The organism is Streptomyces sp. NPDC044063 (assembly GCF_056434285.1).
In genome coordinates this window covers 43989-69180 of record NZ_JBWKFM010000024.1, presented here as the reverse complement: position 1 = coordinate 69180, position 25192 = coordinate 43989, and the positions used below count along the sequence as shown (strand labels likewise).

The window sequence follows — 25192 nt, the reverse complement described above, 5'->3', positions numbered from 1 at the left end:
GATTCATGACGTTTCGCACTGCGCCCGCCCGGAGGCGTGCGCGAAGCTGAGGTAGGAATTCGGGGGATCCACACCAACCGGGAGTTCGCCAGTGAGCGCCATGTCTCTTGCCCTGCTGCTGGCCGCTGCCGCCGCCACGGCCGCGGGCACCGCCGCCCTCCTCGGCACGCGCGGTCTGCGCCGGCAGATCACGGAGCTGCGCGCCGACCTGGCGGCCGCGACGGCCGAGCGCGAGGCGCGCGCCGCGGCGGTGCCGCCGGCGCGCAGCGCCCCGGTCGCCGAGCTCGCCGAGATACGCGCCGCGGTGGCCGACGCCCTCGCCGAGGAGCGCGAGCGGGAGCTGGCCGAGGCCCGCGCGTTCTGGGCCGCGCAGGAGGCCCGCGACCTGACCGGCGCCACCGACGCCGCGTCCCTGCTGGGCGGCCTCCACGGGCTGGGCGACGAGCCGCTCCTGGAGAGCCCCTACGGCGGCTTCTACCTGCCCCGCCAGACCGACCCGGCCGACGAGGCCGAGGCGGCCGACTCCCCCGAGCTGGCCGCGGCCCGCCGCCGGCACCCCTCGCACCCCGACTTCTCGCCGGCGGCGGCCGCCGGCGCCGCGCCCGACGATCACGAGCGCACCGTCGAGCGCCTGGAGGAGCTGGCGGAGGCCGGCGTCCCGCTGGCGGACGTCCGGCCCGGCCCGCTGGGCACCCTCGACGTCTACGTCTTCGCCGACGGCACCACCGTCTGCATGACCCCCGGGCACCGCGAGACCTCCGAGCGCCTCGCCGACGCCCTGCGCGCCGGGGACGCGCCCGTGCTCCTCGGGGGCTCCGGCGTCTCGGGCGCCTACGCCCTGACGTTCCGGTGCGCGACGGGCAGCGTCTACGTCCTGGCGGACCGGGTCATCGCGTCCCTCTGACGTGGCGCCCGCCGCCGTACGCGCCCGGGCAGGCCCTAGAGCCCGCAGCGGCGCCCGGCGGCCGTCACGAGCTCCACGGCGTCGGCCACTCCCTTCGCCACATCGCCGGAGGCCATGAGCGCCTCGGCCAAATCATGGCCGGCCACCGCCACTTGGTCCGCCACCGCGAACATCCCCGCGTCCGGCATCTCCCGCGGCTCGGCCACGCCGGGCTCCTCGATCCGCTGGGCCCACGCGGCCAGCTCCCGGGCCAGGGCCAGCGCCTCCGCCGCGGCACCGCGGCTCAGTCGGGACTGCGGCAGCGTCCGCAGACGGTCGGCGAAGCTGTCCACGGCGGCCAGGAGAGGCGTCACATCATCCACGCCACGAGCCTATGCGCCGCCGACCGACTGTTGCCAACGCTTGAACACTCGGGCACGGTGACATGAAGGACCATCATTCCACGCGTCCGGAGGCGCCGATGTCGCACGTCTTCTCCGACGAGACCCACCGGAACCTGCTCTCCCGAATCCCCGCCTGCACCGGCCGCGAAGTGGCCGACTGGCTGCGCACGGTCGAAGAAGGACCTTCTCTCTTCCGCTTCGAGGAGAAGGTGAGCTGGCTGCGCGGAGAGCACAATCTCGCTTACGGCCACGCAAAGGCGATCGTCCACGAGTACGACCTCCGACGGGCCGCGCGGAAGCTTCGGTAGCGGGCGCGCGCCGCGAAAACAACGGGGCCCGGGAAGACCGAACAGTGGTCTTCCCGGGCCCCGGTGCCTCTGCCGCGGCGCGCCGTGGATTTATGCGGCGCGCCGTGGCGGAGGGCTAGTCGTTATTCAGGATCGCGATGAGGCGGAGGATCTCGGTGTAGATCCACACCAGCGTCATCGTCAGACCGAAGGCGGCCAGCCAGGACTCCTCGCGCGGAGCGCCGTACTGGATGCCGTCCTCGACCTGCTTGAAGTCCAGCGCCAGGAACGCGGCACCGATGACGACGCCGATGAGCCCGAAGACGATGCCGAGGCCGCCGCTGCGCAGACCCATGCCGTCGCCGCCGCCGAAGACGGCGACCGCGAAGTTGACCATCGCCAGCAGCGAGAAGCCGATGGCGGCGGCGATCACGAAGCGGGTGAAGCGCGCGTTGACCCGGATGATCCGGGTCCGGTACGCGATCAGCACACCGGCGAACACGGCCATCGTGCCGAGCACGGCCTGCATCGGGGCGCCCTTGGCGACCTCGTTGTAGGCCTGGCTGATCACACCGAGGAAGAGACCCTCGAAGGCGGCGTAGGCCAGGATGATCGCCGGCGAGATCGTCCGCCGGAAGGACTGCACGAGGCCGAGGACCATCGCCACGATGCCGGCCGCGAAGCCGACGCCGACCGGCAGCCGCATCGCCCACGCCGCACCGGCGGCGAGGACCACGAGCCCCAGGGTGATGGAGGTCCGCGCGACGACGTCGTCGATCGTCATGCGGTCGGCGGCGCGCGCGGGGGCCTGCGGCGGGTAGCCCTGCTGCAGGTCGGGCCCACCGGCGTACGGATCGGCCGCGTACGGGTTGGCCGCGTAGGGATTGGCGGGCTGCGCGTAGGGGTTCTGCGCGTACGGGTTCTGGGCGTACTGCTGCTGACCGGCGTACGGGTTGCCCTGGGCCGCGGTCCCGGCCTGCCGGCCCGCGTCGAAGCCCGCGTGACCGCCGCTGAAGCCCCGTCGCGAGAAGACCGGGTTCCTGCTCCTCATCTCACTCCTCCATGGCCACCCTGCGCGGCCTTGGCGTCAAGGGTAATGGGGGAGCAAAGGAAAGACTCTCCTGCTACGGAAGGATCTTTTCTTCGCCGGGCCCCGTACCGGACAACGCGAACCCGCGTCCGGCGGTTCCGGGAGTACCACGAATTGCGGCACTCTTAACGCGTCGTCCATGGCAATACAGGGGTCCCGCGTGGCGGAGAGGTGCCCGGAGCCGGACTTGAACCGGCACGGCCCGAAGGGCCAGCGAGGTTTAAGCTCGCCGTGTCTGCATTCCACCATCCGGGCGGGACTCTCGGCCGGGCGCGGGGCATGGCGGGACTGCGCGAACCTTCCCCCCGAACCTCCCCCCGAGGAGAGCAGGACGAGCCTAGCCGGGTGACGCCCCCCGATCAGCGGAACGGTGACCCGAGGTTGTCTTATTTTATTGGCAACTGAGCCTCCATCAGTGCAGGGATGACGCCATTGGCACATGCCAGAGGCCGATCCCCCCCGTTCACCCCCGCCCGCCGGAAGGGAAGGGGAATTGTCGCAATCTCGTCGCTCTCGGTAAGGGCTCCGTCTCCTACCCAAGGATGACGGGGACCGCGGACCGTACCTCTCGGGACTGCCCCGGGAACCGGCGCTCCGGCTGATCCCGGCGGCCCGCGGACGGCGGACCATGGAGTAGTCCCCCGCACCGCCGTCCCGACAGGAGCGCTTCCCCGTGACCACCACCCCCTTCGGCGTCCCGACCGCCGTGCGCAGCACCGCGGTCGCCGCCCGTGCCACGGATCTCACCAAGGTCTACGGACAGGGCGAGACCCAGGTGGTCGCGCTGAACGCGGTCTCCGTCGACTTCCGGCAGGCCGAGTTCACCGCGATCATGGGCCCGTCCGGCTCCGGCAAGTCGACCCTCATGCACTGCATGGCCGGCCTCGACAGCATCTCCAGCGGCTCGGCCCGCATCGGCGACACCGAGCTGACCTCCCTGAACGACAAGAAGCTCACCCGGCTGCGCCGCGACAAGATCGGCTTCATCTTCCAGGCCTTCAACCTGCTGCCCACGCTGAACGCCCTGGAGAACATCACGCTCCCGATGGACATCGCCGGCCGCAAGCCCGACCAGGCGTGGCTGGACACGGTCGTCTCCACGGTCGGCCTGTCCGGGCGCCTCAAGCACCGGCCGAACCAGCTCTCCGGCGGTCAGCAGCAGCGCGTGGCCGTGGCCCGCGCCCTGGCCGGCCGCCCCGAGATCATGTTCGCCGACGAGCCCACCGGAAACCTCGACTCCCGTTCCGGCGCCGAGGTCCTGGGCTTCCTGCGCAACTCCGTGCGCGAGCTCGGCCAGACCGTCGTGATGGTCACCCACGACCCCGTCGCCGCCTCCTACGCGGACCGCGTGGTCTTCCTCGCCGACGGCAACATCGTCGACGACATGAGCACGCCCACCGCCGACGGGGTGCTGGACCGCATGAAGCGGTTCGACGCCAAGGGCCGCACGAGCTGACCACCGCCGGATCCGACCCCCAGGACTGACCTCCATGTTCCGCACCGCCTTGCGCAACGTGCTCGCGCACAAGGCCCGGCTGCTGATGACCGTCCTCGCCGTCATGCTCGGCGTGGCCTTCGTCTCCGGCACCCTGGTCTTCACCTCGACCATCTCCGCGGCCTTCCAGAAGAGCTCCGAGAAGGGCTTCACCGGCGTCGACGTCGCCATCGAGCCCCACCGGACGTCCGACGAGGGCGACCGTCCCGGCGCCACGCCGCAGCTCACCCAGCGCCTCCTCGACCGGGCGGCCCACGCCCCCGGCGCCGCCTCCGCCACCGGCTCGGTCAGCGGCTTCGCCGCCATCGCCGACAAGCACGGCAAGCTCGTCGGCGAGGGCTTCTCCTCCTCCGGCGCCAACTACTACCCGGGCGCCGGAGGCAAGGACCCCCGCTACCCGCTGAAGAGCGGCCGCGCCCCGCAGGGCGCGAACGAGATCGCGCTGGACGCCAAGACCGCCGACCGCGCCGGCTACAAGGTCGGCGACACCGTACGGATCTCCGTCGACGGCCCCGTCCTGTCGCAGAAGCTCACCGGCGTCTTCACCACCGACGACGGCAACGTCTCCGCGGGCGGCAGCCTCGCCCTCTTCGACACCCCCACGGCGCAGAAGCTCTACGCCAAGCCCGGCGAGTTCAGCCGCATCGACGTGAAGGCCGCCGCCGGCACCTCCCAGACGGCGCTGAAGAGCTCCCTCGAGAAGATCCTGCCCAAGAACGCCGAGGCCACCACGGCCAAGGAGCTCGCCGACGAGCAGAGCCGGATGATCTCCCAGAGCATGGACGGCATGCGGACCAGCCTGCTGGTCTTCGCCGGCATCGCCCTCTTCGTCGGCATCTTCATCATCGCCAACACCTTCACCATGCTGGTCGCCCAGCGCACCAAGGAGCTGGCGCTGCTGCGCGCGGTCGGCGCGAGCCGCCGCCAGGTCACCCGCTCGGTGCTCATCGAGGCGTTCGTGGTGGGCGCGGTCGCCGGTGTGACCGGTCTGCTCGCGGGCATCGGCATCGGCACCGGCCTGCGGGCGCTGATCAGCGGCACGGGCGCCACCATCCCGGACGGCCCGCTGGTGGTCGAGCCCAGCACGATCGTGACCTCGCTGACCGTCGGCATCGTCGTCACCATGCTCGCCGCCTGGCTGCCCGGCCGCCGCGCCGCGAAGATCCCGCCGGTCGCCGCGATGAACAGCGTCCACGCGGTGGCCACCACCAAGTCCCTGGTGGTCCGCAACTCCATCGGCGGCGTCATCACCGCCATCGGTGCCGCGATCGTCCTGACCGCCACCAGCTCGACCATGATGGGTCTGGGCGCGGGCCTGGTCCTCATCGGCGTGTTCGTGCTGACGCCGCTGCTGTCCCGCCCGGTGATCGCCGCCGCCGCTCCGGTCCTGCGGCTCTTCGGGATGCCCGGCAAGCTGGCCCGGCAGAACGCGGTCCGCAACCCGCGCCGCACCGCCGCCACCGCCTCCGCGCTGATGATCGGCCTCACCCTGATCACCGGCCTGACCGTCATCGCCGGCAGCGTGCAGCAGGCCATCGACAAGATGGCCACGGGCTCCCTGAAGGCCGACTACGTCGTCTCCATGGCCAGCATGACCCCGCTGTCCACCGATGTGGAGAAGAAGCTCGCCGCCCACCCGGACGTCACCGCCAGCAGCCCGCTGCGCAGCTCCCCGGCCCGCATCGGCGGCGACCACCAGAGCCTCACCGGCGTCGACGGCAGGAACATCGCCAAGGTCACCAACCTCGAGTTCACGGCCGGCTCGGTCGCCGGGCTCACCGGTGACAAGGTCGTCGTGGACGACGCCACGGCCCGCACCCAGCACTGGAAGCTGGGCTCGTCCCTCGACGTCACCTTCGAGGACGGCAAGAAGGGCAAGCTGACGGTCGGCGGCGTCTACAAGGGCAACGACCTGATGCGCGGCGTCTGGATCGACAAGGACACCCTCGCCCCGCACCAGAGCCAGGTCGACGACCGCCAGGTCATGATCAAGGTCAAGGGCGGGCCCGGTGAGAAGGTCGAGGACTCGCTGCGCAAGGCCCTCGGCGACAACCCCGCCATCCAGATCCAGACCAAGAAGGACATCTCCGACAACATATCCAAGGCCATCGGCCTGCTGCTGAACATGCTCTACGGCCTGCTGGCCATGGCCGTGGTGGTCGCCGTCCTCGGCGTCATCAACACCCTGGCGATGTCCGTCTTCGAGCGTCAGCAGGAGATCGGCATGCTGCGGGCCATCGGCCTGGACCGCAAGGGCATCAAGCGCATGGTCCGCCTGGAGTCGCTGGTCATCTCGCTCTTCGGCGGTGTGATGGGCGTCGGCCTCGGTGTCTTCTTCGGCTGGGCCGCGGGCGACCTCATCAAGAAGGGCCTGAACACCTACGAGCTGGTCCTCCCGTGGGGCCGGATGGGGCTCTTCCTGCTGCTGGCCGCCGTGGTCGGTGTGCTGGCCGCGCTGTGGCCCGCCCGCCGGGCCGCCAAGCTGAACATGCTCTCGGCCATCAAGGCCGAGTAGCGGCCCGCGGCGCACGCCGCGGCACGGAGGCGAAGGGGCCCGGTCCGTACGGACCGGGCCCCTTCGGCATACCCGCGGGCGGGGCTCAGCGCCAGTCGCGGGTGCGCAGCGGCAGGCCCGGTGCGCCGCTCCGCGGGGTGCGGACGGCCAGCACCTGGTTCACACCGATGCGGTTGCGCTCGAAGGACAGGGCGCTGGCGGCCATGTACAGCCGCCAGACCCGGGCCCGCCCGGGGGAGGTGAGCCGTACGGCCTCGTCCCAGTGGGCCTCCAGGTTGGCCACCCAGCGGCGCAGCGTCAGCCCGTAGTGCTCGCGCAGGGCCTCGACGTCGCGGACCTCGAAGCCGGCCTCCTCCAGCTGGGCCACGGTCCGTCCGACGGGCGCGAGTTCGCCGTCGGGGAAGACGTAGCGGTCGATGAAGGCGTCGACCGTGTAGCCGTCCTCGTCCCGCAGCGGGCGGCGGGCGATCTGGTGGTTGAGCAGCCGGCCGCCGGGCCGCAGCAGGCCGTGGAGGTCGGCGGCGTACTCGGCGTAGCGGGCGGAGCCGACGTGCTCGGCCATGCCGATGGAGGAGATGGCGTCGAAGGGCCCGTCGGAGACCTCGCGGTAGTCCTGGACGCGGATCTCCACCCGGTCCGCCAGACCGGCCTCGGCGATGCGCTTGCGGGCGTAGGCGGCCTGTTCCTCGGAGAGGGTGATGCCGACGGCGCTCACCCCGTACGTACGGGCGGCGTGCAGCACCATGGAGCCCCAGCCGCAGCCGACGTCGAGCAGGCGCGTACCCGGCGCCAGGGCCAGCTTGCGGCAGACGAGGTCGAGCTTGGCGTGCTGGGCGTCCTCGAGGGTGGAGGCGCCGTCCCCGTCGCTCCCCCAGTACGCGCAGGAGTAGACCATGGAGGGGCCGAGGACCCGCTCGTAGAAGGCGTTGCCGACGTCGTAGTGGTGGCTGATGGCCTGTTTGTCGCGGCGGAGGGTGTGCAGCGGGCCGCCGGTGCGGCGGGCCTCCTCGGGGGGCGGGGCGGGCGGCGTCCAGGGCCCGGCGAGCCGGAGCAGTTCGCGGCCCACGGCACGGAACTCCGGGTCGCGCAGGGCGCCCAGCACGGCGGCCGGCCCGGTGCGGCGGGAGGCGGTGTCCTCGTCACGCTCCCAGAACGAGCCGGAGAGCAGCTCCAGGGCCGTGTAGAGGTCGCCCTCGATGTCGAGGTCGCCGGCCACCCAGGCTCGGGCCAGGCCGAGCTCGCCGGGCTTCCACAGCAGCCGGCGCAGGGCGCGGCGGCGCCGGACGACGAGGACGGGGGTGCCGGGCGGGCCTGACTCGCTGCGGTCCCAGGCCCGTACCCGGACGGGGAGCGGGGCGCCCAGGGCGCGTTCCGCGAGGGCGGTGAGCCGTCGAGCGGCCTCGGCCATGTCGCACACCTCCATGAAGAAGGGTCAGCAGATCGTTGCACCTGACATCTGAAACGCCGCCAGGTCCCGCTGTAGTCCTTCCCCGTGCGACGGATCCGGGTACGCCGAAGGGCGCCCACCCCACGGATTGGTGGACGCCCTTCGGCGGTATGCGACTGTTCTGCCGTTCAGCGGTGACCCGAGGTCAGGAGGCCTTGGCCTTCTCGGTCTTGGCCGCGGGCTGCGGGGCCGGCTTGGCGGCCTCGTAGAACTCCTCGCGCGGGTTCTCCATGGCACGCAGGGAGACGACCTCGCGCTTGAGGAACATGGCGAGGGTCCAGTCCGCGAAGATACGGATCTTGCGGTTCCAGGTCGGCATGGCCATGCCGTGGTAGCCACGGTGCATGTACCAGGCCAGACGGCCCTTGAGCTTGATCTTCGTCTTGCCGAAGACCAGCATCGCGACACCCTTGTGGAGGCCGAGGCCGGCCACGGCGCCCTTGTTGGCGTGCGAGTACGTCTTCTGCGGGAAGCCGCGCATGCCGGACAGGACGTTGTCGCCGAGGACCTTGGCCTGGCGCAGCGCGTGCTGGGCGTTCGGCGGGCACCAGGCGTTCTCGTTGCCCGCCTTGCGGCCGACCATGTCCGGGACCTGGGCGTTGTCGCCGGCGGCCCAGATGTAGTCGGTGCCCTGGACCTGGAGGGTCTCGGAGGTGTCGACGTGGCCGCGCGGACCCAGCGGCAGGCCGAAGCGGGCCAGGGCCGGGTTGGGCTTGACGCCCGCGGTCCACACGATCGTGTTGGCGTCGACCTCGAGGCCGTTCTTCAGCACGACGTGGCCGTCGACGCAGGAGTCCATGGAGGTCGAGAGGTAGATCTCGACGCCGCGGCTCTCCAGGTGCTTCTTGCCGTACTCGCCGAGCTTGGGACCGACCTCGGGGAGGATCTTGTCCGCGGCGTCGACGAGGATGAAGCGCATGTCCTCGCGCTTCACGTTGGGGTAGTACTTGGCGGCGTCCCGCGCCATGTCCTCGACCTCGCCGATCGTCTCGGCGCCGGCGAAGCCACCACCGACGAAGACGAAGGTCAGCGCCTTGCGGCGGATCTCCTCGTCCTTCGTCGAGTCGGCCTTGTCGAGCTGCTCGAGAACGTGGTTGCGCAGGCCGATGGACTCCTCGATGCCCTTCATGCCGATGCCGTTCTCGGCGAGGCCGGGGATCGGGAAGGTACGGGAGACGGCGCCGAGCGCGATCACCAGGTAGTCGAAAGGCAGCTCGTAGGCCTCGCCGACGAGCGGCGCGATCGTGGCAACCTTGCGGTCCTGGTCGATCGTGGTGACACGGCCGGTGAGAACCTCCGCCTTGGGCAGGACGCGGCGCAGCGGCACCACGACGTGGCGCGGCGAGATGCTGCCGGCGGCTGCTTCAGGAAGGAAGGGCTGGTACGTCATGTACGAGCGCGGGTCGACGACCGTGACGGTCGCCTCGCCGTAGCGCATCTTCTTGAGGATGCGGCGTGCCGCGTACAGGCCGACGTACCCACCGCCTACTACGAGGATCCGTGGACGCTCCGTGGTGCTCATGGTTCGAGTATCCAGCACTCCACACAGGGGTGCTCGTGAGCCCCTTCACAAGAGCCCGAGGGGGGTCTGCTACACTCCGCCGCCCCCGTGACCGACGCCATAGGCCCGTGGTGGAACCACCTGACCCCGCCGGGCGTTGATCACCCCCGCTGAACTGGCCTTGCGACGCCGGCGGCGACTGGACCACGTTCCGGCGGGGTTCCGCATAAGCGTTTCTTTAAGACGGCGGAAACCACACGGTTTCCGGCCGCGAGGGGCCACAGGGCCCCGGAAGGGGGCCAGAAGGCCTCCTTCCGGGGTCCTAGGACCGCTTTTTCATGTGAAGGATTTCACGAACATTCCTCGGCGGACCACTCCCAGGGCGGTTCCCGAGGCCCCTCAGGCGACGCTCCAGGCGATCCCGTCGAGGATGTCGTGCTCGCTGACGACCACCTCGTGGGCCCCGCAGCGCTCCATCACGGAGCGCAGGACGAGCGCCCCGGCGGCGATGACGTCGACCCGGCCGGGGTGCATCACGGTCATCGCGGCGCGCTCGGCGTGGGTGGAGCCCAGCAGCCGCTCGGTGATCTCGCGGACCCGCTCGTAGGAGATCCGGGAGTGGTGGATGGCCGCCGAGTCGTACTCGTCCAGACCGAGCGCGATCGCCGCGACCGTGGTGACCGAGCCGGCCAGGCCGACCAGGGTGCGGGCCTCGCCCAGCGGGACGGTCTCCGCGGCCAGGTCCAGCGCGGCCTCGACGTCGGCACGTATCGCGGCGATCTGCTCGGCCGACGGCGGGTCCGTCACCTCGCCGTCCACGACGAGATGACGTTCCGTCATCCGTACGCAGCCCACGTCGACGCTGCGCGCGGCCCGCACATGGGCGTCGCCGACCACGAACTCCGTGGAGCCGCCGCCGATGTCCACCACCAGATACGGCCGGGCCAGGTCGTCCCGGCCGGTCAGCTCACGGGTGGCGCCGGTGAAGGAGAACTCCGCCTCCTGGTCCCCGCTGATCACCTCGGGCTCCACGCCCAGGGTGTCCACCACGCCGCGCACGAACTCCTCGCGGTTGGACACGTCGCGGGACGCGGACGTCGCCACGAAGCGCACCCGCTCGGCACCGTGCGCCCTGATCACCTCGGCGTACTCCCGGCACGCGGCGAACGTCCGCTCCAGCGCCTCCGGCGCGAAGCGGCCCGTGCGGTCCACGCCCTGGCCCAGCCGGACGATCGTCATCCGGCGGTCGAGCTCCTTGAGCTCGCCGGTCGCCGGGTCGGCGTCGGCGATGAGCAGCCGGATGGAGTTCGTCCCGCAGTCGACGGCGGCGACGCGCGTCACGCGCACCCCTCCTCACCGGCGCACGGGGTCACGCACGGGCCCTTGCTCCACCACTCGGGCAGCAGCGCCAGCGCCTCGTCGCCGAAGGGGTTCACGCCCGGCCCCGCGACCAGCGAGTGGCCGACGAGCACGTGGAGGCACTTGACCCGGTCCGGCATACCGCCGGCGCTCGGGAAGCCCTCCAGCACCTCGATCGCGTCCCGGCGCCGGATGTAGTCCTCGTGCGCGGCACGGTAGGCGGCGGCGAGCTCGGGGTCGGTCGCCAGCCGGTCCTGCATCTCCTTCATCAGCCCGGAACCCTCCAGGGTCCCGATGGCGGACGCGGCGCGCGGGCACGTCAGGTAGTAGAGGGTCGGGAACGGGGTGCCGTCCTCCAGCCGCGGCGCGGTCTCGACGACGTCGGGGTTGCCGCACGGGCAGCGGTGAGCGATGGAGCGCAGGCCGCGCGGCGGCCGCCCCAGCTGCTCCTTGAACGCGGCGATGTCCGCGGCGGTCGGCTCGGTGGACTCGGTCTGAGGCGGAGGGGTGTCCATGTGCTCGCTCGTACTCGGTGTTGCTCGGTCTGGGGTCTGGGATGCCCGGTGGAGGACCGGGCGGGGAGGACGGGGCCGGTCAGCGCTGCCCGTCGGCGGAGTCCACGTCCTCCCAGAGGTTGCTGTACCAGGGCCGGTCGGCCGTGCCCCGGTCCCGGGGCGGCCGGGTGGTCCCGCCGCCGCCCACCACGCTGTAGCCGGTCTCGCCGGGGCGGAGGTAGTGGAGGTGCTCGCGCGCCTGCTGCTCGATGTACGCGGGGTCCTCCAGGCGGGCCTTCTCGTCGCGCAGCAGCTTCACCTGCTCGCGGGTGTGCTCCGTCTGGCGCCGCTGGTCGGCGATGTCCGAACGCTGGGTGACCCACTGGCGCATCGGGTAGGCGAGGGCGACGACGATGGAGCAGACGACGAGGGCCAGCAGCGCGGCCCGGCCCGTGAGCCGGCTGCGCCGCGGCGGCCGCGCCCGGTAGACCCGCGCCGCGGCGGGGCCCTGCACGAGCGCCGTACCGAGCGCCTTGAGCCTGGTCGCGGTGGAGAACCGGTCCGCGCCCACGTCGCCTCCCCTGGAGAGTCCGCTACGAACGTACGTCCCCGGACACGGTACGGGACCGCGGCCGGGGACGTACGGAGACTGGCGAGAGCTCAGCCGTTAAGGCTCAACCCGCCGGACGGTCAGCCCTTGAAGCGCGGGAACGCGCTGCGACCGGCGTAGACCGCGGCGTCGTCGAGGATCTCCTCGATGCGCAGCAGCTGGTTGTACTTGGCGACGCGGTCCGAGCGGGCCGGGGCGCCGGTCTTGATCTGACCGCAGTTCACGGCGACGGCGAGGTCGGCGATGGTGACGTCCTCGGTCTCGCCGGAGCGGTGGGACATCATGCACTTGAAGCCGTTGCGCTGGGCCATCTCGACGGCGTCCAGGGTCTCGGTCAGCGAGCCGATCTGGTTCACCTTGACGAGCAGGGCGTTGGCGGAGCCCTCCTCGATGCCGCGGGCCAGGCGCTCGGGGTTGGTGACGAACAGGTCGTCGCCGACGATCTGGACCTTGTCGCCGAGCTTCTCGGTGATGGTGTTCCAGCCGGCCCAGTCGTCCTCGAACAGCGGGTCCTCGATGGAGACGAGCGGGTACGCCTCGACGAGCTCGGCGTAGTACTCGGTCATCTCGGCGGCGGAGCGGTCCTTGCCCTCGAAGGTGTAGACGCCGTCCTTGTAGAACTCGGAGGCGGCGACGTCGAGCGCCAGCGCGATGTCCTGGCCGGGGGTGTAGCCGGCCTCCTTGATGGCCTCGAGGATGAGGTCGAGGGCCGCGCGGTTGGACTCCAGGTTCGGGGCGAAGCCGCCCTCGTCGCCGAGACCGGTGGACAGGCCCTTGGTCTTCAGCACCTTCTTGAGGGTGTGGTAGACCTCGGCGCCCCAGCGCAGGGCCTCGGAGAAGGACTCCGCGCCGATCGGCGCGATCATGAACTCCTGGATGTCCACGTTGGAGTCGGCGTGCGAGCCGCCGTTCAGGATGTTCATCATCGGAACGGGCAGCAGGTGCGCGTTCGGGCCGCCGAGGTAGCGGAAGAGCGGCAGGTCGGACGCCTCGGAGGCGGCGTGCGCGACGGCCAGGGAGACGCCCAGGATGGCGTTGGCGCCGAGCGAGCCCTTGTTGTCGGTGGCGTCCAGGTCGAACATGGCCTGGTCGATCAGGCGCTGCTCGGTGGCGTCGTAGCCGACGAGCTCCGGGCCGATCTGCTCGATGACGGCCAGGACGGCCTTCTCGACACCCTTGCCCAGGTAACGCTTGGGGTCGCCGTCACGCAGCTCGATGGCCTCGAAGGCACCGGTGGAGGCGCCGGACGGCACGGCGGCACGGCCCGTGGAGCCGTCGTCGAGGCCGACCTCGACCTCGACCGTGGGGTTGCCTCGCGAGTCGAGGATCTCGCGAGCTACGACGACGTCGATGGACGGCACGAGGGTCTCCTTCGTGTGTGCTGGAGTTCTGCGACACGAGCCTAACGGGCGCCGGGGGCTGCGCCCGCCCTTGGACCGATCACCGGACCGAAAATTGGCACAAAAGCCGAGATCACCGGATGAATCGTCGGTGTGTTCGCTCAACGAGGACGGGACTTCGCGCCGGCCCGGCGGGCGGAAACGGCGGAGCCCCGCCCCGATGCGGCTCGGGGGGGAAGGCGCATCGGAGCGGGGCGGTCCGTCGGACGAGTGCGGGCGTGCTCAGCCGAGGTGCAGCATCTGGCCCGGGTAGATCACATCGGCATCGTCGATGATCTTCTTGTTGAGCTCGTAGAGCTTCTCCCAGCCGCCCTTGACCTTCTTGGCCGTGGCGATCGAGCCCAGGGTGTCGCCCTGCTTGACCTCGTACTCGCCGTCGCCCTTCTTGAAGGTCGGGGTCTTGGCGTGCTTGCCCGGGGTCTGCTTGCCCGTGGACGGGGTCTCGGTGCCCTGCGACGGCTTGGCGTGCTTGCCGGACGGGCGCTGGCCACGGTCGGCGTGGGTCTTGGTGGAGGTGTCGCGGTCGCCGGTGGACTTCGACGGCTTGGACTTCGAGGAGCCGCCGGAGACGTCGATGTCGGGGGCCGGGCCGCCCTTGCTCAGGCCGACGCCGCAGCGGGGCCAGGCGCCCGGGCCCTGAAGGGCCAGCAGCCGCTCCGCGACGGCGATCTGCTGGGCCTTGCTGGCCTGGTGGGGGTACGAGGCGTACTTGCCGCCGCCCGCCGCGTCCCACGAGGACTTCGAGAACTGCAGGCCACCGAAGTAGCCGTTGCCGGTGTTGATCGACCAGTTGCCACCGGCCTCGCAATTGGCGACCTTGTCCCAGGCCTGGACGGAGGCGGCGCTGGCGGAGGTCGCGGCCATCAGCGGGGCGGCGACGGCCACACCGGCGACACCGGCGAGGGTGGCGACCCGGACGGCCTTGGACGGACGGCGGTGCTTGCCCTTGGACATAAGTCGGTTTCCTCACCGACGCCTACGAGGTGAGCTGTCGGGTTCGGGCTAGTGAGTTCGCCCGGCCCGGTCCGCTGGCGCGCACCGGGGCTTCACCCCAAGCCGTTCCGGTCCTCCGGCCGTTGGCCGTCGTGCCGTTCCGGCGCCTTACCGTGGTTCCCCCGCTCCTGCCTACGGCGCTTGCGCGACGACTCCCCCGGCCGCCGGCAGGATTCGGCGTGGCGACCGAGGTGCTCGCGATGGCGAGCGGTGACGACGTTAAACACAGGCGGCCGACAGGTTCAAACCCCTCTTTTCAGCCACAGTTGCTTGTTATGACCACTGAGAGAGGATCATTTCCGCAGGTGGGAGAAGGGTTTCGAGCAACGGACGGGGAGATTCCGGGCGTAGCGGAACGAGACCCATGTCTCACTTTCGACTGGAACGGACATTCGCCCCGTTCCGCCGCCCGAACCCCCGCGCTACTTCCGGATGTCGAGCCGCTGACCGGGCTGGATGACGTCCGGGTCGGAGCCGACCACCTTCGCGTTCTTCTGATAGATCGTCTTCCAGCCGCCGTCGACCGCGTTCTGCTGGGCGATCTCCGACAGGTTGTCACCGGGCCGCACGGTGTAGCCGGACGGGCCGCCCGGGGTCGTCCGGGCGTCGCCGCGCGAGGCGCGGTCGTCGTCGCCGGAGCGCGACGGCTCGGCCCGGTGCCGGCCGGTGCCCGCCCCCGGGTCCGTGTCCGCGCCGGCGGACGGGCCGGCGGACGGGGTGGCGCCGTCGGCGGGCGTGCCGGAGGGCGACGTGCCGGGCGCGGGCGTGCCCGAGGGGCTGCCGGACGGGGTGCCCGACGGCGTGCCCGAGGGGGTTCCTGACGGAGTGCCGGACGGAGTGCCCGACGGGTCGGTGGACGGGTCCTTGCGGTGCTTGCCGTTGCCGTCGCCGGGCGTACCGGTCGACGGGGTGCCCGTGCCGGGCGTCTTCGACGTGTCGGGCGCCGGGTGCTTGTCGTCCGAGCCGGGCGTGGACGGCTTGCCGGACTCGTGCGCGGGCGTGGACGGCACGGGACGCTCGTGCCCCGGCTTGTGCGACCCCTCGGGCTCGGGCGCCCGGTCCAGGCCGCCGGGGTTGACGTCGGCCGCCGGCGCCTCCTTGCTCAGCCCGGCGCTGTCCGCGCAGCCCCGGAAGGCGTCGGGGCCCTGCTCCTGGAGCATCCGGTCGGCCACGGCGATCTGCTGGGAGCGGCTGGCGAGGTCGGGGCGCGGCGCGTAGTCGATGCCGCCGTTCTGCTCCCAGGCCTCCTGGGTGAGCTGGAGTCCGCCGAAGTAGCCGTTGCCGGCGTTGGCGCTCCAGGTGCCGCCGCTCTCGCACTGGGCCACGTGGTCCCAGGTGTCCGCGTCCGCGGCGGAGGCGCCGGTGGCGGCGAGCAGCGGCATGGCGATGCTCGCGCCCGTCACCCCCGCCGCGACCACGATGGCGGGTACCTGGCGGGGGCGGCGATGTCTACCGTTCCCTGAGCGCATGTGTTCGGCCTCTCGTGCGGCGGCTGATGATGGTCGTCGAAGATAGCGACGCCTCCGGGGAGTCACAAGCCGGTGTAGCGGAGGTCACGTTGAGGTCACACGTTTCGACCGTGCCTCGTGGGGAAGGTGCTTGGGTTAGCCATCCATCCGGCCGGTGGGGGTGAACTCCACGGGCAGCGTGCGGAGTCCACGCATGATGAGGCCCCCGCGCCACCGCAGATCCTCCGGCTCCGCGGCCAGTCTCAGATCGGGCAGCCGGCGCAGCAGGGTCGCGAGGGCGACCTGCCCCTCCAGGCGGGCGAGCGGCGCGCCGAGGCAGTAGTGGATGCCGTGCCCGTAACCCAGGTGCTGGTTGTCGCGGCGGGCCAGGTCGAGGGTGTCCGGATCGGCGAACCGCTCGGGGTCGCGGTCGGCGGCCGCCAGCACGACGAGCACGGGGTCGCCCTCGGCGATCCGCTGCCCGCCGAGGGTCAGCTCCCGGGTGGCGAACCGCCAGGTGGCGAGCTCCACCGGCCCGTCGTAGCGCAGGAGTTCCTCGACGCCGGTGGCGAGCAGGCCCTCGTCGCCCTCGGCCAGCGCGCGCTGGAGGCGCTCCCGCTGGGCGGGGTGGCGGAGGAGGGCGTACATGCCGTTGCCGATGAGGTTGACGGTCGTCTCGAAGCCGGCGAAGAGCAGGATGAAGGCCATCGCCGCGGCCTCGTCCTCGGTGAGGTGCTCGCCGTGGTCGCTCGCCCGGATCAGTCCCGAGATGAGGTCCTCGCCCGGATCCTCCCGCTTGCGGTGGATCAGTTCCGTGAGGTAGCCGCGCATCTTCTTCACCGAGCGGGCCACTCCGCCGCGCGGCCCGCCGCCGTGCCGGATCATCATGCCGGCCCAGTCCCGGAAGTCGTCCTGGTCCTCGCGCGGGACGCCCAGCATGTCGCAGATCGCGTAGATGGGGAGCGGGAAGGCGAACTCGTGGATGAGGTCCGCCTCCCCCTTCTCCCCGAAGCCGTCGATGAGCCGGTCGGTCAGCTCCTGGACCCGGGGCGCGAACTCCGCGACCCGGCGCGGGGTGAACGCCTTGGAGACCAGCCGGCGCAGCCGGGTGTGGTCCGGCGGGTCGATGTTGAGCAGGTGTGTCATGAGATTGGCGCTGCGCTCGCCGGGGATGCCGACCTTGCCCTTGCCGTGGGCGCTCTCGGAGTGGTGCACGGGGTTCTTCGACAGCCGCTGGTCGGCGAGCGCCTGCCGGGCGTCGGCGTACCGCGTCACCAGCCACGCCTCGACGCCGCTGGGCAGCTGTGTGCGGTGGACGGGGGAGTGCTCGCGCAGCCAGGCGTACGCGGGGTACGGATCGGTGGCGAATTCCCAGGTGAACAGGGGCGGGGCAGGGGGCGTACGGTTCTCGTGCACGCCCCCGACGCTACCCAAGGGCGGCCCCGGGGCCTGTCCGGCGGAACGTCGCGAGCTCCCGGCGCTCCCCCGGCGGCAGCGCCCGAAGGGGCGCGGGGAACCGCGCGACCAGCCACGACGGCGCCGCGGCTGATCGACGCCCCGCCGTGGCGCCTCCCGCGGAGCGCTCAGGTGTGGCTGCTGCCGCCGCTGCCGAAGGAGCCGCTGCTGCCCGGGCTCCATTTCTTGCGCTCCTCGGACGGCTCCTCGGGATGGCTGCCCGGGTTGTTGATCTCGTGCGGGAGGACGCGCTCGCCGTTGGCCTCCGTCTGGAGGGTGTCCGACTCGCGGTGCTCGGTGACGTAGCCGATCGCCTCCTCGTCGTCGTCGTGGCCGGGCCCGTGGTCGGGCGAGCTGGGGCCGGCGCTGTGCTCCGGGGGCGTCTGCCAGGCCCCCTGCCGGCGCTGCGGCTGGCTCGGTGGTGGGGGCTCCCGGTCGCGCCACCGCTGCCCGTACACGAAGGCGAGGAGCAGCAGGGCGACGACGCACAGCCCCACGATGAAGGGGGCGAAGCCGCCGACCCAGGGGGGCAGGGCGATGTCCATGTGCTGAGTGCGCATGGGATGCGGGTACCCGGCGACGGCCCCGTCAAGACCGCCGCTGGGCCGAACGGGTGTCCGTCACCCGTCCGTCCGGCCGGAGGTCTCGGCCTCCGCCGCGCGGATCGCGTCCCGGTACGTACGCGCCGCGGCCCGCAGCGCGGTCTCCGGGTCCGTGCCGGCCGCCTCCGCCCGTACGGCCAGCGCCAGCAGCTCGTACCCGACGCCTTCGCCGGCCGGCGTGGCGACGGGCAGGCCGCCGCCGCGCACCCGGGAGGCCAGCTTCGCGGCCAGCGCCAGGGCCGGCTGGCCGAGCGGAACGCCCTCGGTCACGGACTCGCGGCCCTTCTCGGCGGCCTTGGCGCTCATCCAGTGCGCCCTGACCTCCTCGGGCGTCGCCGCGCTCTCCTCGCCGAAGACGTGGGGGTGGCGGTGGACGAGCTTGTCGACGATCGTGCCGGCGACGTCGTCGACCGAGAACGGCTCGTCCGGGTCGTCCTGCGCGATCCGGGCGTGGAAGACCACCTGGAGCAGCACGTCGCCGAGCTCCTCCCGCAGCGCCTCCCGGTCGCCCGTCTCGATGGCCTCCAGGAGCTCGTACATCTCCTCCAGGCCGTATTTGGCCAGGTCCTCGTGGGTGCGGATGGCGCTCCACGGGCAGGCGGCGCGGATGCGGTCCATGACCTGGACGAGGTCCAGCAGCCGGGCGCCCGGCAGGTCGTACGAGCCGGGCAGCAGCTCCAGCGCCGGCATCCGCTCCCGTCCCGAGCCGGCCAGCCGGGCCAGGCCGTCGGTCAGCGCCGACTCGCCCACGGCGGACGTGAGGACGACGACGGTCCTCGATCCGTCGAGGCAGTGGTCGACGAGCTCGCGGGCCGACGGCACCGCGTGCTCCACCTGGACGCCGGCCTCCCGCAGATAGGGCAGCTGCGGGTGCCCGGCGTCGGCACAGACCACCCGGTCGGCCTCGCGCAGGGTCTGCCAGGCGGGCCAGGACAGCATGCCGGGGGCGACCCGGTGGCTGGTGGTGAGCAGGACGATGCGGCCGGAGGAGTCGTTCACCTGGTCGTTCACACCGCCGAGCCTAGGCGACCGGCGCCGGCCCGCTCACGCCGGCTGACCGGGGGCCGGCGCGGTCGCGGGCCGCAGCCACGGCTCCAGCACGGTCCTGGCCGTGCCGCGCCGGGCGTCCCAGGTGCCGTAGCGGGGGTTGAGGTCCACCCGCAGGGCCTCGGACGTGCGCATGAGGACCTCGTTGGTGCGGGCCGGGCCCAGCTTCCGTTCCAGCTTGGCGCGGACCAGCCCGGTCCTGAGCTCCTGGTCGACCTGGCCGGGCGCGATGCCGGCCGCGAGGAAACGGCCGTCGACCGCGTCGGCGCCGCCGAGCATCCGCTCGACCTGGTGCCGGCGGTCCTGGAGCTCCCGGCGGGTGACGTCCACGCCGTTGTCCTCCCCGGCCCGCTCCACGATCCGGTACTGCACCAGGCGCACGAGGGTGTCCTGGCTCAGCCGGGCGCTGGCGGCCAGCAGCTGCGGCCCCTGCGGGGAGGAGCGTTGCGCGGCGCGTACGTCCTCCACCTCGTGCTGGAGCCGGGCGACGGTGATCCGGTCCTGGCCCACGACGGCCGCGGCCCCCGGATGCGGCGCCGATCCGCACCCGGTGAGCAGCGGGGCCGCGGCGAGCAGAGCGGCGGCGGAGACGGAGAGCGCTGTCCTGCGGCGGATCATGAAGCCTCCTGGCAGAGATCACGAACGAAGCAGAGATCACGGACGAACAGGGGCGGGACCGTTGATCGATGGTAGGCAGTCCCTGGGGCCCCGGCCACTGATTCGGCCAACGATCCCGGGGGTGTTGGGGCACGTGGTACGGCCCCGGGTTGCGCCGACTGCCGCGCCCCGGCCCCCGGCCGGCCCACCGGCACCGGTCCGGAACGGTGCCGGTGGTGGGAAATCCGGGTGAACCGGACGGCGTGGCTTCTCGTCTCCGAGTGGGAGGCCTGGCACGCGCCGGGCTCCGCTTATCGTTCAGGAGCCGGCCCGACGGGCCCGCCGGCCCGCACCCACCCTCGGAGGAACCGCCCATGGACTCGGCCACCGCCGCCGCCCCGGCCCCCGGACGCGGCACGGACCAGGCCGTGCCCCCAGCCCGTATCCGCCGCTCCCGGTCGTTCCCGGCCCGGCTCGACCCGTACGCGGTGGCCGCCGCCCTGTTCCTCGTCTACGCGGCGCTGTCCCTGTCCCGGCATCTGCGGATGCTCACCATGTCCTGGGACCTGGGCATCTTCGAGCAGGCGATACAGGCCTACGCCCACCTCCGGGCACCGATAGCCGACCTCAAGGGCCCCGGCACCAACATCCTCGGCGACCACTTCAGCCCCGTCACCGCGCTGATCGCCCCCCTCTACCGCCTCTTCCCCTCCCCGGTGACGCTCCTCGTCGTCCAGGCCGCGCTGTTCGCCCTGTCCGCCGTGCCCGTCACCCGCCTCGCCGCCCGCCTCCTCGGCCGCGGCCGGGGCCTGGCCATCGGCGTCGCCTACGGGCTGTCGTGGGCCGTGCAGCGCGCGGTCGACTTCGACTTCCACGAGATCGCCTTCGCCATGCCGCTGCTGGCGTGCGCGCTGGAGGCCGTGGTGCTCCGGCGGTGGCGGGCCGCCGCCCTGTGGGCCGCGCCGCTCGTGCTGGTCAAGGAGGACCTCGGGGTCACCGTCGCCGCCATCGGCGTCCTCATGCTGATCCGGCTGCGCGGCACCGGCCCCGAGGCCGGCCGGAACCCCCGGCTGCTCGCCGCGGGGCTGGCGCTCTTCGGGCTCGCCGCCACCGCCACCGCGCTGGGCCTGGTCATCCCCGGCTTCAACAGCACCGGCTCGTACGACTACTGGAACAAGCTCGACGGCGGCGACGGCCCCGCGCCCGTCATCCCCCTCGACACCGCCGTGCGCACCCTGCTGTGGGTGCTGCTGCCCACCACCGGCCTGCTGGCCCTGCGCTCACCGGTGCTGCTGGTCGCCCTGCCCACCCTCGGCTGGCGGTTCGCCTCCCACGAGGAGCACTACTGGGGCACCGACTGGCACTACAGCGCGGTCCTCATGCCCGTCGTCCTCATCGCGCTCACCGACGCCCTCGCCACCGCCCGGACGAGCCGGCGCCCCTGGCTCGCCCGCTACGCCCACCAGCTGCCGGCCGCCGTCGCCGCCGCGGCCCTCGCGCTGAGCGCCTCCCTGCCCGTCTACAGCCTCACGCTGCCCGAGACCTACCGGGTGCCGCGGAGCGTCGAGGACGCCGAGCGGCTCCTCGCCCGCATCCCCGACGACGCCACCGTCGAGGCCGACGTCGCGCCCATAAGCCGGCTCGTCAACCGCTGCCGGGTCTTCTGGATAGGGGACACCCGCGGCATCGAGCCCGCGTACGTCGCCCTGCGCGTCACCGACGGCCGGGCCCCGAAGGACCTGATCGCCGACGCCCAGCAGCGGCACCCGGGCACCCGCTACGACCTCCTGGGCAGCGCCGGCGGCGTCGTCGTGCTCCACCGCACGGCCTGACGCGGGCGCCGGCGCCGCTCCCCGGTCCGGGCCTCAGCTCAGGATCGTCGTCAGGAACTCGCCCGTCCACGCCAGCAGCTCCCGCCCGACCAGCGGCTTCCCGCCGATCGGCCGGGTCGCGGGGCGCGGCACCAGGATCTGCTGGGTGGCCGGCTTCATCACCGTCCGCGGGTGGAGGCGCTTGAGCCGCAGCTCCTGCGACTCGCGCAGCTCCACGGGCCCGAACCGCACATTGGCCCCCTGGAGGGTGATGTCGGTGACCCCGCAGGACCGGGCCAGCATCCGCAGCCCCGCCACCAGCAGCAGGTTCTCCACCGGCTCCGGCAGCTTGCCGTACCGGTCGGTGAGCTCCTCGCGGACCGCCGCGATGTCCTCCTCGCTGTTCGCCGAGGCGATGGCCCGGTAGGCCTGGAGGCGCAGCCGCTCCCCCGGCGCGTAGTCGTGCGGGACGTGCGCGTCCACCGGAAGCTCGATCTTCACCTCCAGCGGCGGCTCCTCCTCCACGCCGCCCTCCAGCGAGGCGCGGTAGTCGGCCACCGCCTCGCCGACCATACGGATGTAGAGGTCGAAGCCGACGCCCGCGATGTGCCCGGACTGCTCGCCGCCCAGCAGATTGCCCGCGCCGCGGATCTCCAGGTCCTTCATCGCCACATACATGCCCGCGCCCATCTCCGTGTGCTGGGCGATGGTCGCCAGCCGCTCGTGCGCGGTCTCCGTCAGCGGCTTCTCCGGCGGGTAGAGGAAGTAGGCGTAGCCGCGCTCGCGGCTCCGGCCGACGCGGCCGCGCAGCTGGTGCAGCTGCGACAGGCCGAAGTTGTCGCCGCGCTCGACGATGAGCGTGTTGGCGTTGGAGATGTCGATGCCCGACTCCACGATCGTCGTCGACACCAGCACGTCGAACTTCTTCTCCCAGAAGTCGACCACGACCTGCTCCAGCGCCGACTCCGACATCTGGCCGTGCGCCGTCGCGATCCGCGCCTCGGGCACGATCTCCCGCAGCCGCGCCGCCGCCCGGTCGATCGACTCCACCCGGTTGTGGATGTAGAAGACCTGGCCCTCGCGCAGCAGCTCGCGCCGGATCGCGGCACCGATCTGCTTCTGGTCGTACGGGCCGACGAAGGTCAGCACCGGGTGCCGCTCCTCCGGCGGCGTCGTGATCGTCGACATCTCGCGGATGCCCGTGACCGCCATCTCCAGGGTGCGCGGGATGGGCGTCGCGGACATCGTCAGCACGTCCACGTTGGCCCGCAGCTTCTTCAGCTGCTCCTTGTGCTCGACGCCGAAGCGCTGCTCCTCGTCGACGATGACCAGACCCAGGTCCTTGAACTTCGTCTCGGACGAGAAGAGCCGGTGGGTGCCGATGACCACGTCGACCGAGCCCTCGCGCAGCCCCTCCAGCACCGCCTTCGCCTCGGTGTCCGTCTGGAACCGGGAGAGCGCCCGGACGTTGACCGGGAACTGGGAGTAGCGCTCGGAGAACGTGCCGAAGTGCTGCTGCACCAGCAGCGTGGTGGGCACCAGCACCGCCACCTGCTTGCCGTCCTGCACCGCCTTGAAGGCGGCCCGCACCGCGATCTCCGTCTTGCCGTAGCCGACGTCGCCGCAGACCAGGCGGTCCATGGGGACGGACTTCTCCATGTCCTCCTTGACCTCGGCGATGGTGGTGAGCTGGTCGGGCGTCTCCGCGTACGGGAAGGCGTCCTCCAGCTCCCGCTGCCAGGGGGTGTCCGGGCCGAAGGTGTGGCCGGGCGCCGCCATGCGCGCGGAGTAGAGCTTGATCAGGTCGGCGGCGATCTCCTTGACCGCCTTCTTCGCCCGCGCCTTGGTCTTCGTCCAGTCCGCGCCGCCCAGCCGGTGGAGGGTGGGCGCCTCGCCGCCGACGTACTTGGTGACCTGCTCCAGCTGGTCGGTGGGGATGTAGAGGCGGTCGCCGGGCTGGCCGCGCTTGGCGGGCGCGTACTCCACGAGCAGGTACTCGCGGGTGGCGCCCTGGACCGTGCGCTGCACCATCTCGATGTAGCGGCCCACACCGTGCTGCTCGTGCACGATGTAGTCACCGGCCTGGAGCGTCAGCGGGTCGATCGTCTTGCGGCGGCGCACCGGCATCCGGCCCAGGTCCTTGCTGGCGGACCTCTGGCCGGTCAGGTCGGTCTCCGTCAGCACGGCCAGCTTCAGCGCGGGGTCGACGAAGCCGGTGTCGATCCCGGAGCAGGAGACGTGCACCACGGACGGCGACAGCTCGGGCAGGTCCGCGTCGAGGCGGGCCGGGATGCCCTCGCCGCCCAGCACCTCGACCGTACGGGCGGCCGGGCCGTGGCCCTCGGTGAGGAAGACGGTGCGCCAGCCGTCGGCGACCCAGCCCTTGGTGTCCGCCAGGGCGCGGGCGGTGTCGCCCCGGTACGTCTCGGGGGCGTGCATGCCCAGCGTGAGGGTGTCGCCGTCCAGGTCCTCGCCGGCGGCGAAGGGGCTCACCGACCACCACATCATGCCCAGCTCGCGGGCCCGGTCGCGGACGTCGGCGATGCTCCACAGGGACGCCGCGTCCACGTCGATGGGCGCCTCGCCGCCGCCGGCCGTGGCCGCCCACGACGCCTGGAGGAACTCCTGCGACGTCGCCACCAGGTCGGCGGCGCGCGTACGGACCCGCTCCGGGTCGCAGACCACGGTCATCGAGCCCGCCGGCAGCACGTCCAGCAGCAGCTCCATGTCGTCCACGAGGACCGGGGCGAGGGACTCCATGCCCTCCACCGCGATGCCCTCGGCGATCTTCCCGAGCAGCTCGCCCAGCTCCGGGTGCTCCTCGGCGAGCGCCGCGGCCCGCTCCCGGACGGTGTCGGTCAGCAGCAGCTCACGGCAGGGCGGCGCCCACAGGCCGTGCTCGGCGATCTCCAGCGACCGCTGGTCGGCCACCTTGAAGTAGCGGATCTCCTCGACGTCGTCGCCCCAGAACTCGATCCGCAGCGGGTGTTCCTCGGTCGGCGGGAAGACGTCCAGGATGCCGCCGCGCACCGCGAACTCGCCGCGCTTCTCGACCAGTTCGACCCGGGCGTAGGCGGCCGCCGCCAGCGCCTCGGTGACCTCGCCGAGATCGGCGCTCACCCCGGAGCGCAGGCTGACGGGCTCCAGGTCGCCGAGCCCCTTGACCTGCGGCTGGAGCACGGAACGGATGGGCGCGACCACGACGGCGACGGGCCCGGCCGCCGGGTCGTCCGCGCGGGGGTGCGCCAGCCGGCGCAGCACGGCCAGCCGCCGCCCGACGGTGTCCGAGCGGGGGGAGAGCCGCTCGTGCGGCAGCGTCTCCCACGCCGGGTACTCCACCACGGCGTCGGCGGGCAGCAGCGACCGCAGCGCGGCGGCCAGGTCCTCCGCCTCCCGCCCGGTGGCGGTCACGGCGAGCACGGGCCGCTTCGCGTCGCGCGCGAGCGCGGCGACGGCGAAGGGCCGCGCCGCGGCCGGTCCGACCAGGTCGACGTGCGGGCGATTGCCGTCGCCCGCGGCCTTCACCGCTTCGGCGAGCGCCGGATCGTTGACGACGGCGTCGAGCAGACCGTGCAGGCTCATGAAGGCTTTCCCGTCCCGGGGGGTGGACAACGCGAACGGCCCGGCGCGTGCCGTACGGGCCGAGCCGGGGGTCTCCAGACTACGACCATGCGCCGACACCCGCCGGGTCGTCCGGAAGGCCTCACGCCGGCGGCCCGGACGCGCACCCCCGTGTCGCGTCCGGGCCGGGTTT

The 25192-nt window shown here is 72.3% G+C and carries 20 protein-coding genes, 1 tRNA gene and 1 riboswitch; of the genes, 5 read left to right on the top strand and 16 right to left on the bottom strand.

The genetic code is table 11. From position 1 onward, the window contains the following. Positions 1 to 91: 91 nt before the first annotated feature. Positions 92 to 904 (top strand): hypothetical protein, encoded by an 813-nt coding sequence (locus AC07BS_RS26020; protein WP_478934661.1) that lies wholly within the window; start codon positions 92 to 94, stop codon positions 902 to 904. Positions 905 to 939: 35 nt separating this feature from the next. Here the strand turns inward: AC07BS_RS26020 and AC07BS_RS26015 are convergent, their stop codons facing one another. Further along, a complete protein-coding gene (locus AC07BS_RS26015; protein ID WP_478649966.1) occupies positions 940 to 1266 on the bottom strand; it encodes a hypothetical protein in 327 nt (108 codons plus the stop codon). Positions 1267 to 1364: 98 nt separating this feature from the next. Between AC07BS_RS26015 and AC07BS_RS26010 the strand changes: the two genes are divergently transcribed. Next, positions 1365 to 1595, top strand: coding sequence for a DUF4287 domain-containing protein (locus AC07BS_RS26010; protein ID WP_478650111.1), 231 nt, complete (start codon positions 1365 to 1367; stop codon positions 1593 to 1595). 115 nt (positions 1596 to 1710) lie between these two features. Here the strand turns inward: AC07BS_RS26010 and AC07BS_RS26005 are convergent, their stop codons facing one another. Then, complete coding sequence (locus AC07BS_RS26005) at positions 1711 to 2625, bottom strand: Bax inhibitor-1/YccA family protein (RefSeq protein ID WP_478649964.1); 915 nt, start codon at positions 2623 to 2625, stop codon at positions 1711 to 1713. 211 nt (positions 2626 to 2836) lie between these two features. Next, positions 2837 to 2919: transfer RNA gene (locus tag AC07BS_RS26000), tRNA-Leu, on the bottom strand. Positions 2920 to 3337: 418 nt separating this feature from the next. On the opposite strand from AC07BS_RS26000, the gene AC07BS_RS25995 reads away from it, so the two are divergent. Both AC07BS_RS25995 and AC07BS_RS25990 read left to right on the top strand, forming a co-directional pair. Further along, positions 3338 to 4120 carry an ABC transporter ATP-binding protein gene (locus AC07BS_RS25995; protein WP_478649961.1) on the top strand — a complete coding sequence of 261 codons (783 nt, stop codon included), beginning with the start codon at positions 3338 to 3340 and terminating at the stop codon, positions 4118 to 4120. Positions 4121 to 4154: 34 nt separating this feature from the next. Then, positions 4155 to 6674 carry an ABC transporter permease gene (locus tag AC07BS_RS25990; RefSeq protein WP_478649959.1) on the top strand — a complete coding sequence of 840 codons (2520 nt, stop codon included), beginning with the start codon at positions 4155 to 4157 and terminating at the stop codon, positions 6672 to 6674. 85 nt (positions 6675 to 6759) lie between these two features. Here the strand turns inward: AC07BS_RS25990 and AC07BS_RS25985 are convergent, their stop codons facing one another. The 12 genes from AC07BS_RS25985 to AC07BS_RS25930 all read right to left on the bottom strand — a co-directional run bounded on the left by AC07BS_RS25985 (position 6760) and on the right by AC07BS_RS25930 (position 19648). Continuing rightward, positions 6760 to 8082: a class I SAM-dependent methyltransferase gene (locus tag AC07BS_RS25985; RefSeq protein ID WP_478649957.1), complete on the bottom strand. Its 1323-nt coding sequence runs from the start codon at positions 8080 to 8082 to the stop codon at positions 6760 to 6762. 184 nt (positions 8083 to 8266) lie between these two features. Further along, entirely contained in the window at positions 8267 to 9643 is a 1377-nt protein-coding gene (locus AC07BS_RS25980) for an NAD(P)/FAD-dependent oxidoreductase (protein WP_478649955.1), read from the bottom strand. A 378-nt stretch (positions 9644 to 10021) separates the two neighbouring features. Beyond that, positions 10022 to 10963: a Ppx/GppA phosphatase family protein gene (locus AC07BS_RS25975; protein ID WP_478649952.1), complete on the bottom strand. Its 942-nt coding sequence runs from the start codon at positions 10961 to 10963 to the stop codon at positions 10022 to 10024. After that, positions 10960 to 11496 (bottom strand): DUF501 domain-containing protein, encoded by a 537-nt coding sequence (locus AC07BS_RS25970; RefSeq protein ID WP_478649950.1) that lies wholly within the window; start codon positions 11494 to 11496, stop codon positions 10960 to 10962. Before AC07BS_RS25970 ends, AC07BS_RS25975 begins: the two co-directional genes overlap by 4 nt. A 79-nt stretch (positions 11497 to 11575) precedes the next feature. Further along, positions 11576 to 12046 carry an FtsB family cell division protein gene (locus tag AC07BS_RS25965; protein ID WP_478649948.1) on the bottom strand — a complete coding sequence of 157 codons (471 nt, stop codon included), beginning with the start codon at positions 12044 to 12046 and terminating at the stop codon, positions 11576 to 11578. Between the two features lie 119 nt (positions 12047 to 12165). Continuing rightward, positions 12166 to 13446 carry a phosphopyruvate hydratase gene (eno, locus tag AC07BS_RS25960; protein ID WP_478649946.1) on the bottom strand — a complete coding sequence of 427 codons (1281 nt, stop codon included), beginning with the start codon at positions 13444 to 13446 and terminating at the stop codon, positions 12166 to 12168. A 261-nt stretch (positions 13447 to 13707) separates the two neighbouring features. After that, the gene (locus tag AC07BS_RS25955) at positions 13708 to 14439 is read right to left on the bottom strand and encodes a transglycosylase family protein (protein ID WP_478934660.1); all 732 of its coding nucleotides are present in this window, start codon (positions 14437 to 14439) and stop codon (positions 13708 to 13710) included. Positions 14440 to 14443: 4 nt separating this feature from the next. Next, positions 14444 to 14628, bottom strand: a riboswitch (cyclic di-AMP (ydaO/yuaA leader). A 272-nt stretch (positions 14629 to 14900) separates the two neighbouring features. Next, on the bottom strand, positions 14901 to 15896 hold the full coding sequence (locus AC07BS_RS25950) for a transglycosylase family protein (RefSeq protein WP_478934659.1): 996 nt from the start codon (positions 15894 to 15896) through the stop codon (positions 14901 to 14903). Positions 15897 to 16082: 186 nt separating this feature from the next. Further along, positions 16083 to 17342, bottom strand: coding sequence for a cytochrome P450 family protein (locus tag AC07BS_RS25945; protein ID WP_478934658.1), 1260 nt, complete (start codon positions 17340 to 17342; stop codon positions 16083 to 16085). A gap of 167 nt (positions 17343 to 17509) precedes the next feature. Further along, on the bottom strand, positions 17510 to 17941 hold the full coding sequence (locus AC07BS_RS25940; RefSeq protein ID WP_478649938.1) for a DUF6479 family protein: 432 nt from the start codon (positions 17939 to 17941) through the stop codon (positions 17510 to 17512). Between the two features lie 60 nt (positions 17942 to 18001). Beyond that, a complete protein-coding gene (locus tag AC07BS_RS25935) occupies positions 18002 to 18994 on the bottom strand; it encodes a nucleoside triphosphate pyrophosphohydrolase (protein WP_478934657.1) in 993 nt (330 codons plus the stop codon). 33 nt (positions 18995 to 19027) lie between these two features. Then, positions 19028 to 19648, bottom strand: coding sequence for a SurA N-terminal domain-containing protein (locus tag AC07BS_RS25930; RefSeq protein ID WP_478649934.1), 621 nt, complete (start codon positions 19646 to 19648; stop codon positions 19028 to 19030). Between the two features lie 353 nt (positions 19649 to 20001). Here AC07BS_RS25930 and AC07BS_RS25925 point away from each other — a divergent pair, with 353 nt between their 5' ends. Then, on the top strand, positions 20002 to 21459 hold the full coding sequence (locus AC07BS_RS25925) for a DUF2079 domain-containing protein (RefSeq protein ID WP_478649932.1): 1458 nt from the start codon (positions 20002 to 20004) through the stop codon (positions 21457 to 21459). A 33-nt stretch (positions 21460 to 21492) separates the two neighbouring features. Here AC07BS_RS25925 and mfd read toward each other — a convergent pair whose 3' ends face one another. Further along, positions 21493 to 25020 carry a transcription-repair coupling factor gene (mfd, locus tag AC07BS_RS25920; RefSeq protein WP_478649930.1) on the bottom strand — a complete coding sequence of 1176 codons (3528 nt, stop codon included), beginning with the start codon at positions 25018 to 25020 and terminating at the stop codon, positions 21493 to 21495. Between the last annotated feature and the right edge of the window lie 172 nt (positions 25021 to 25192).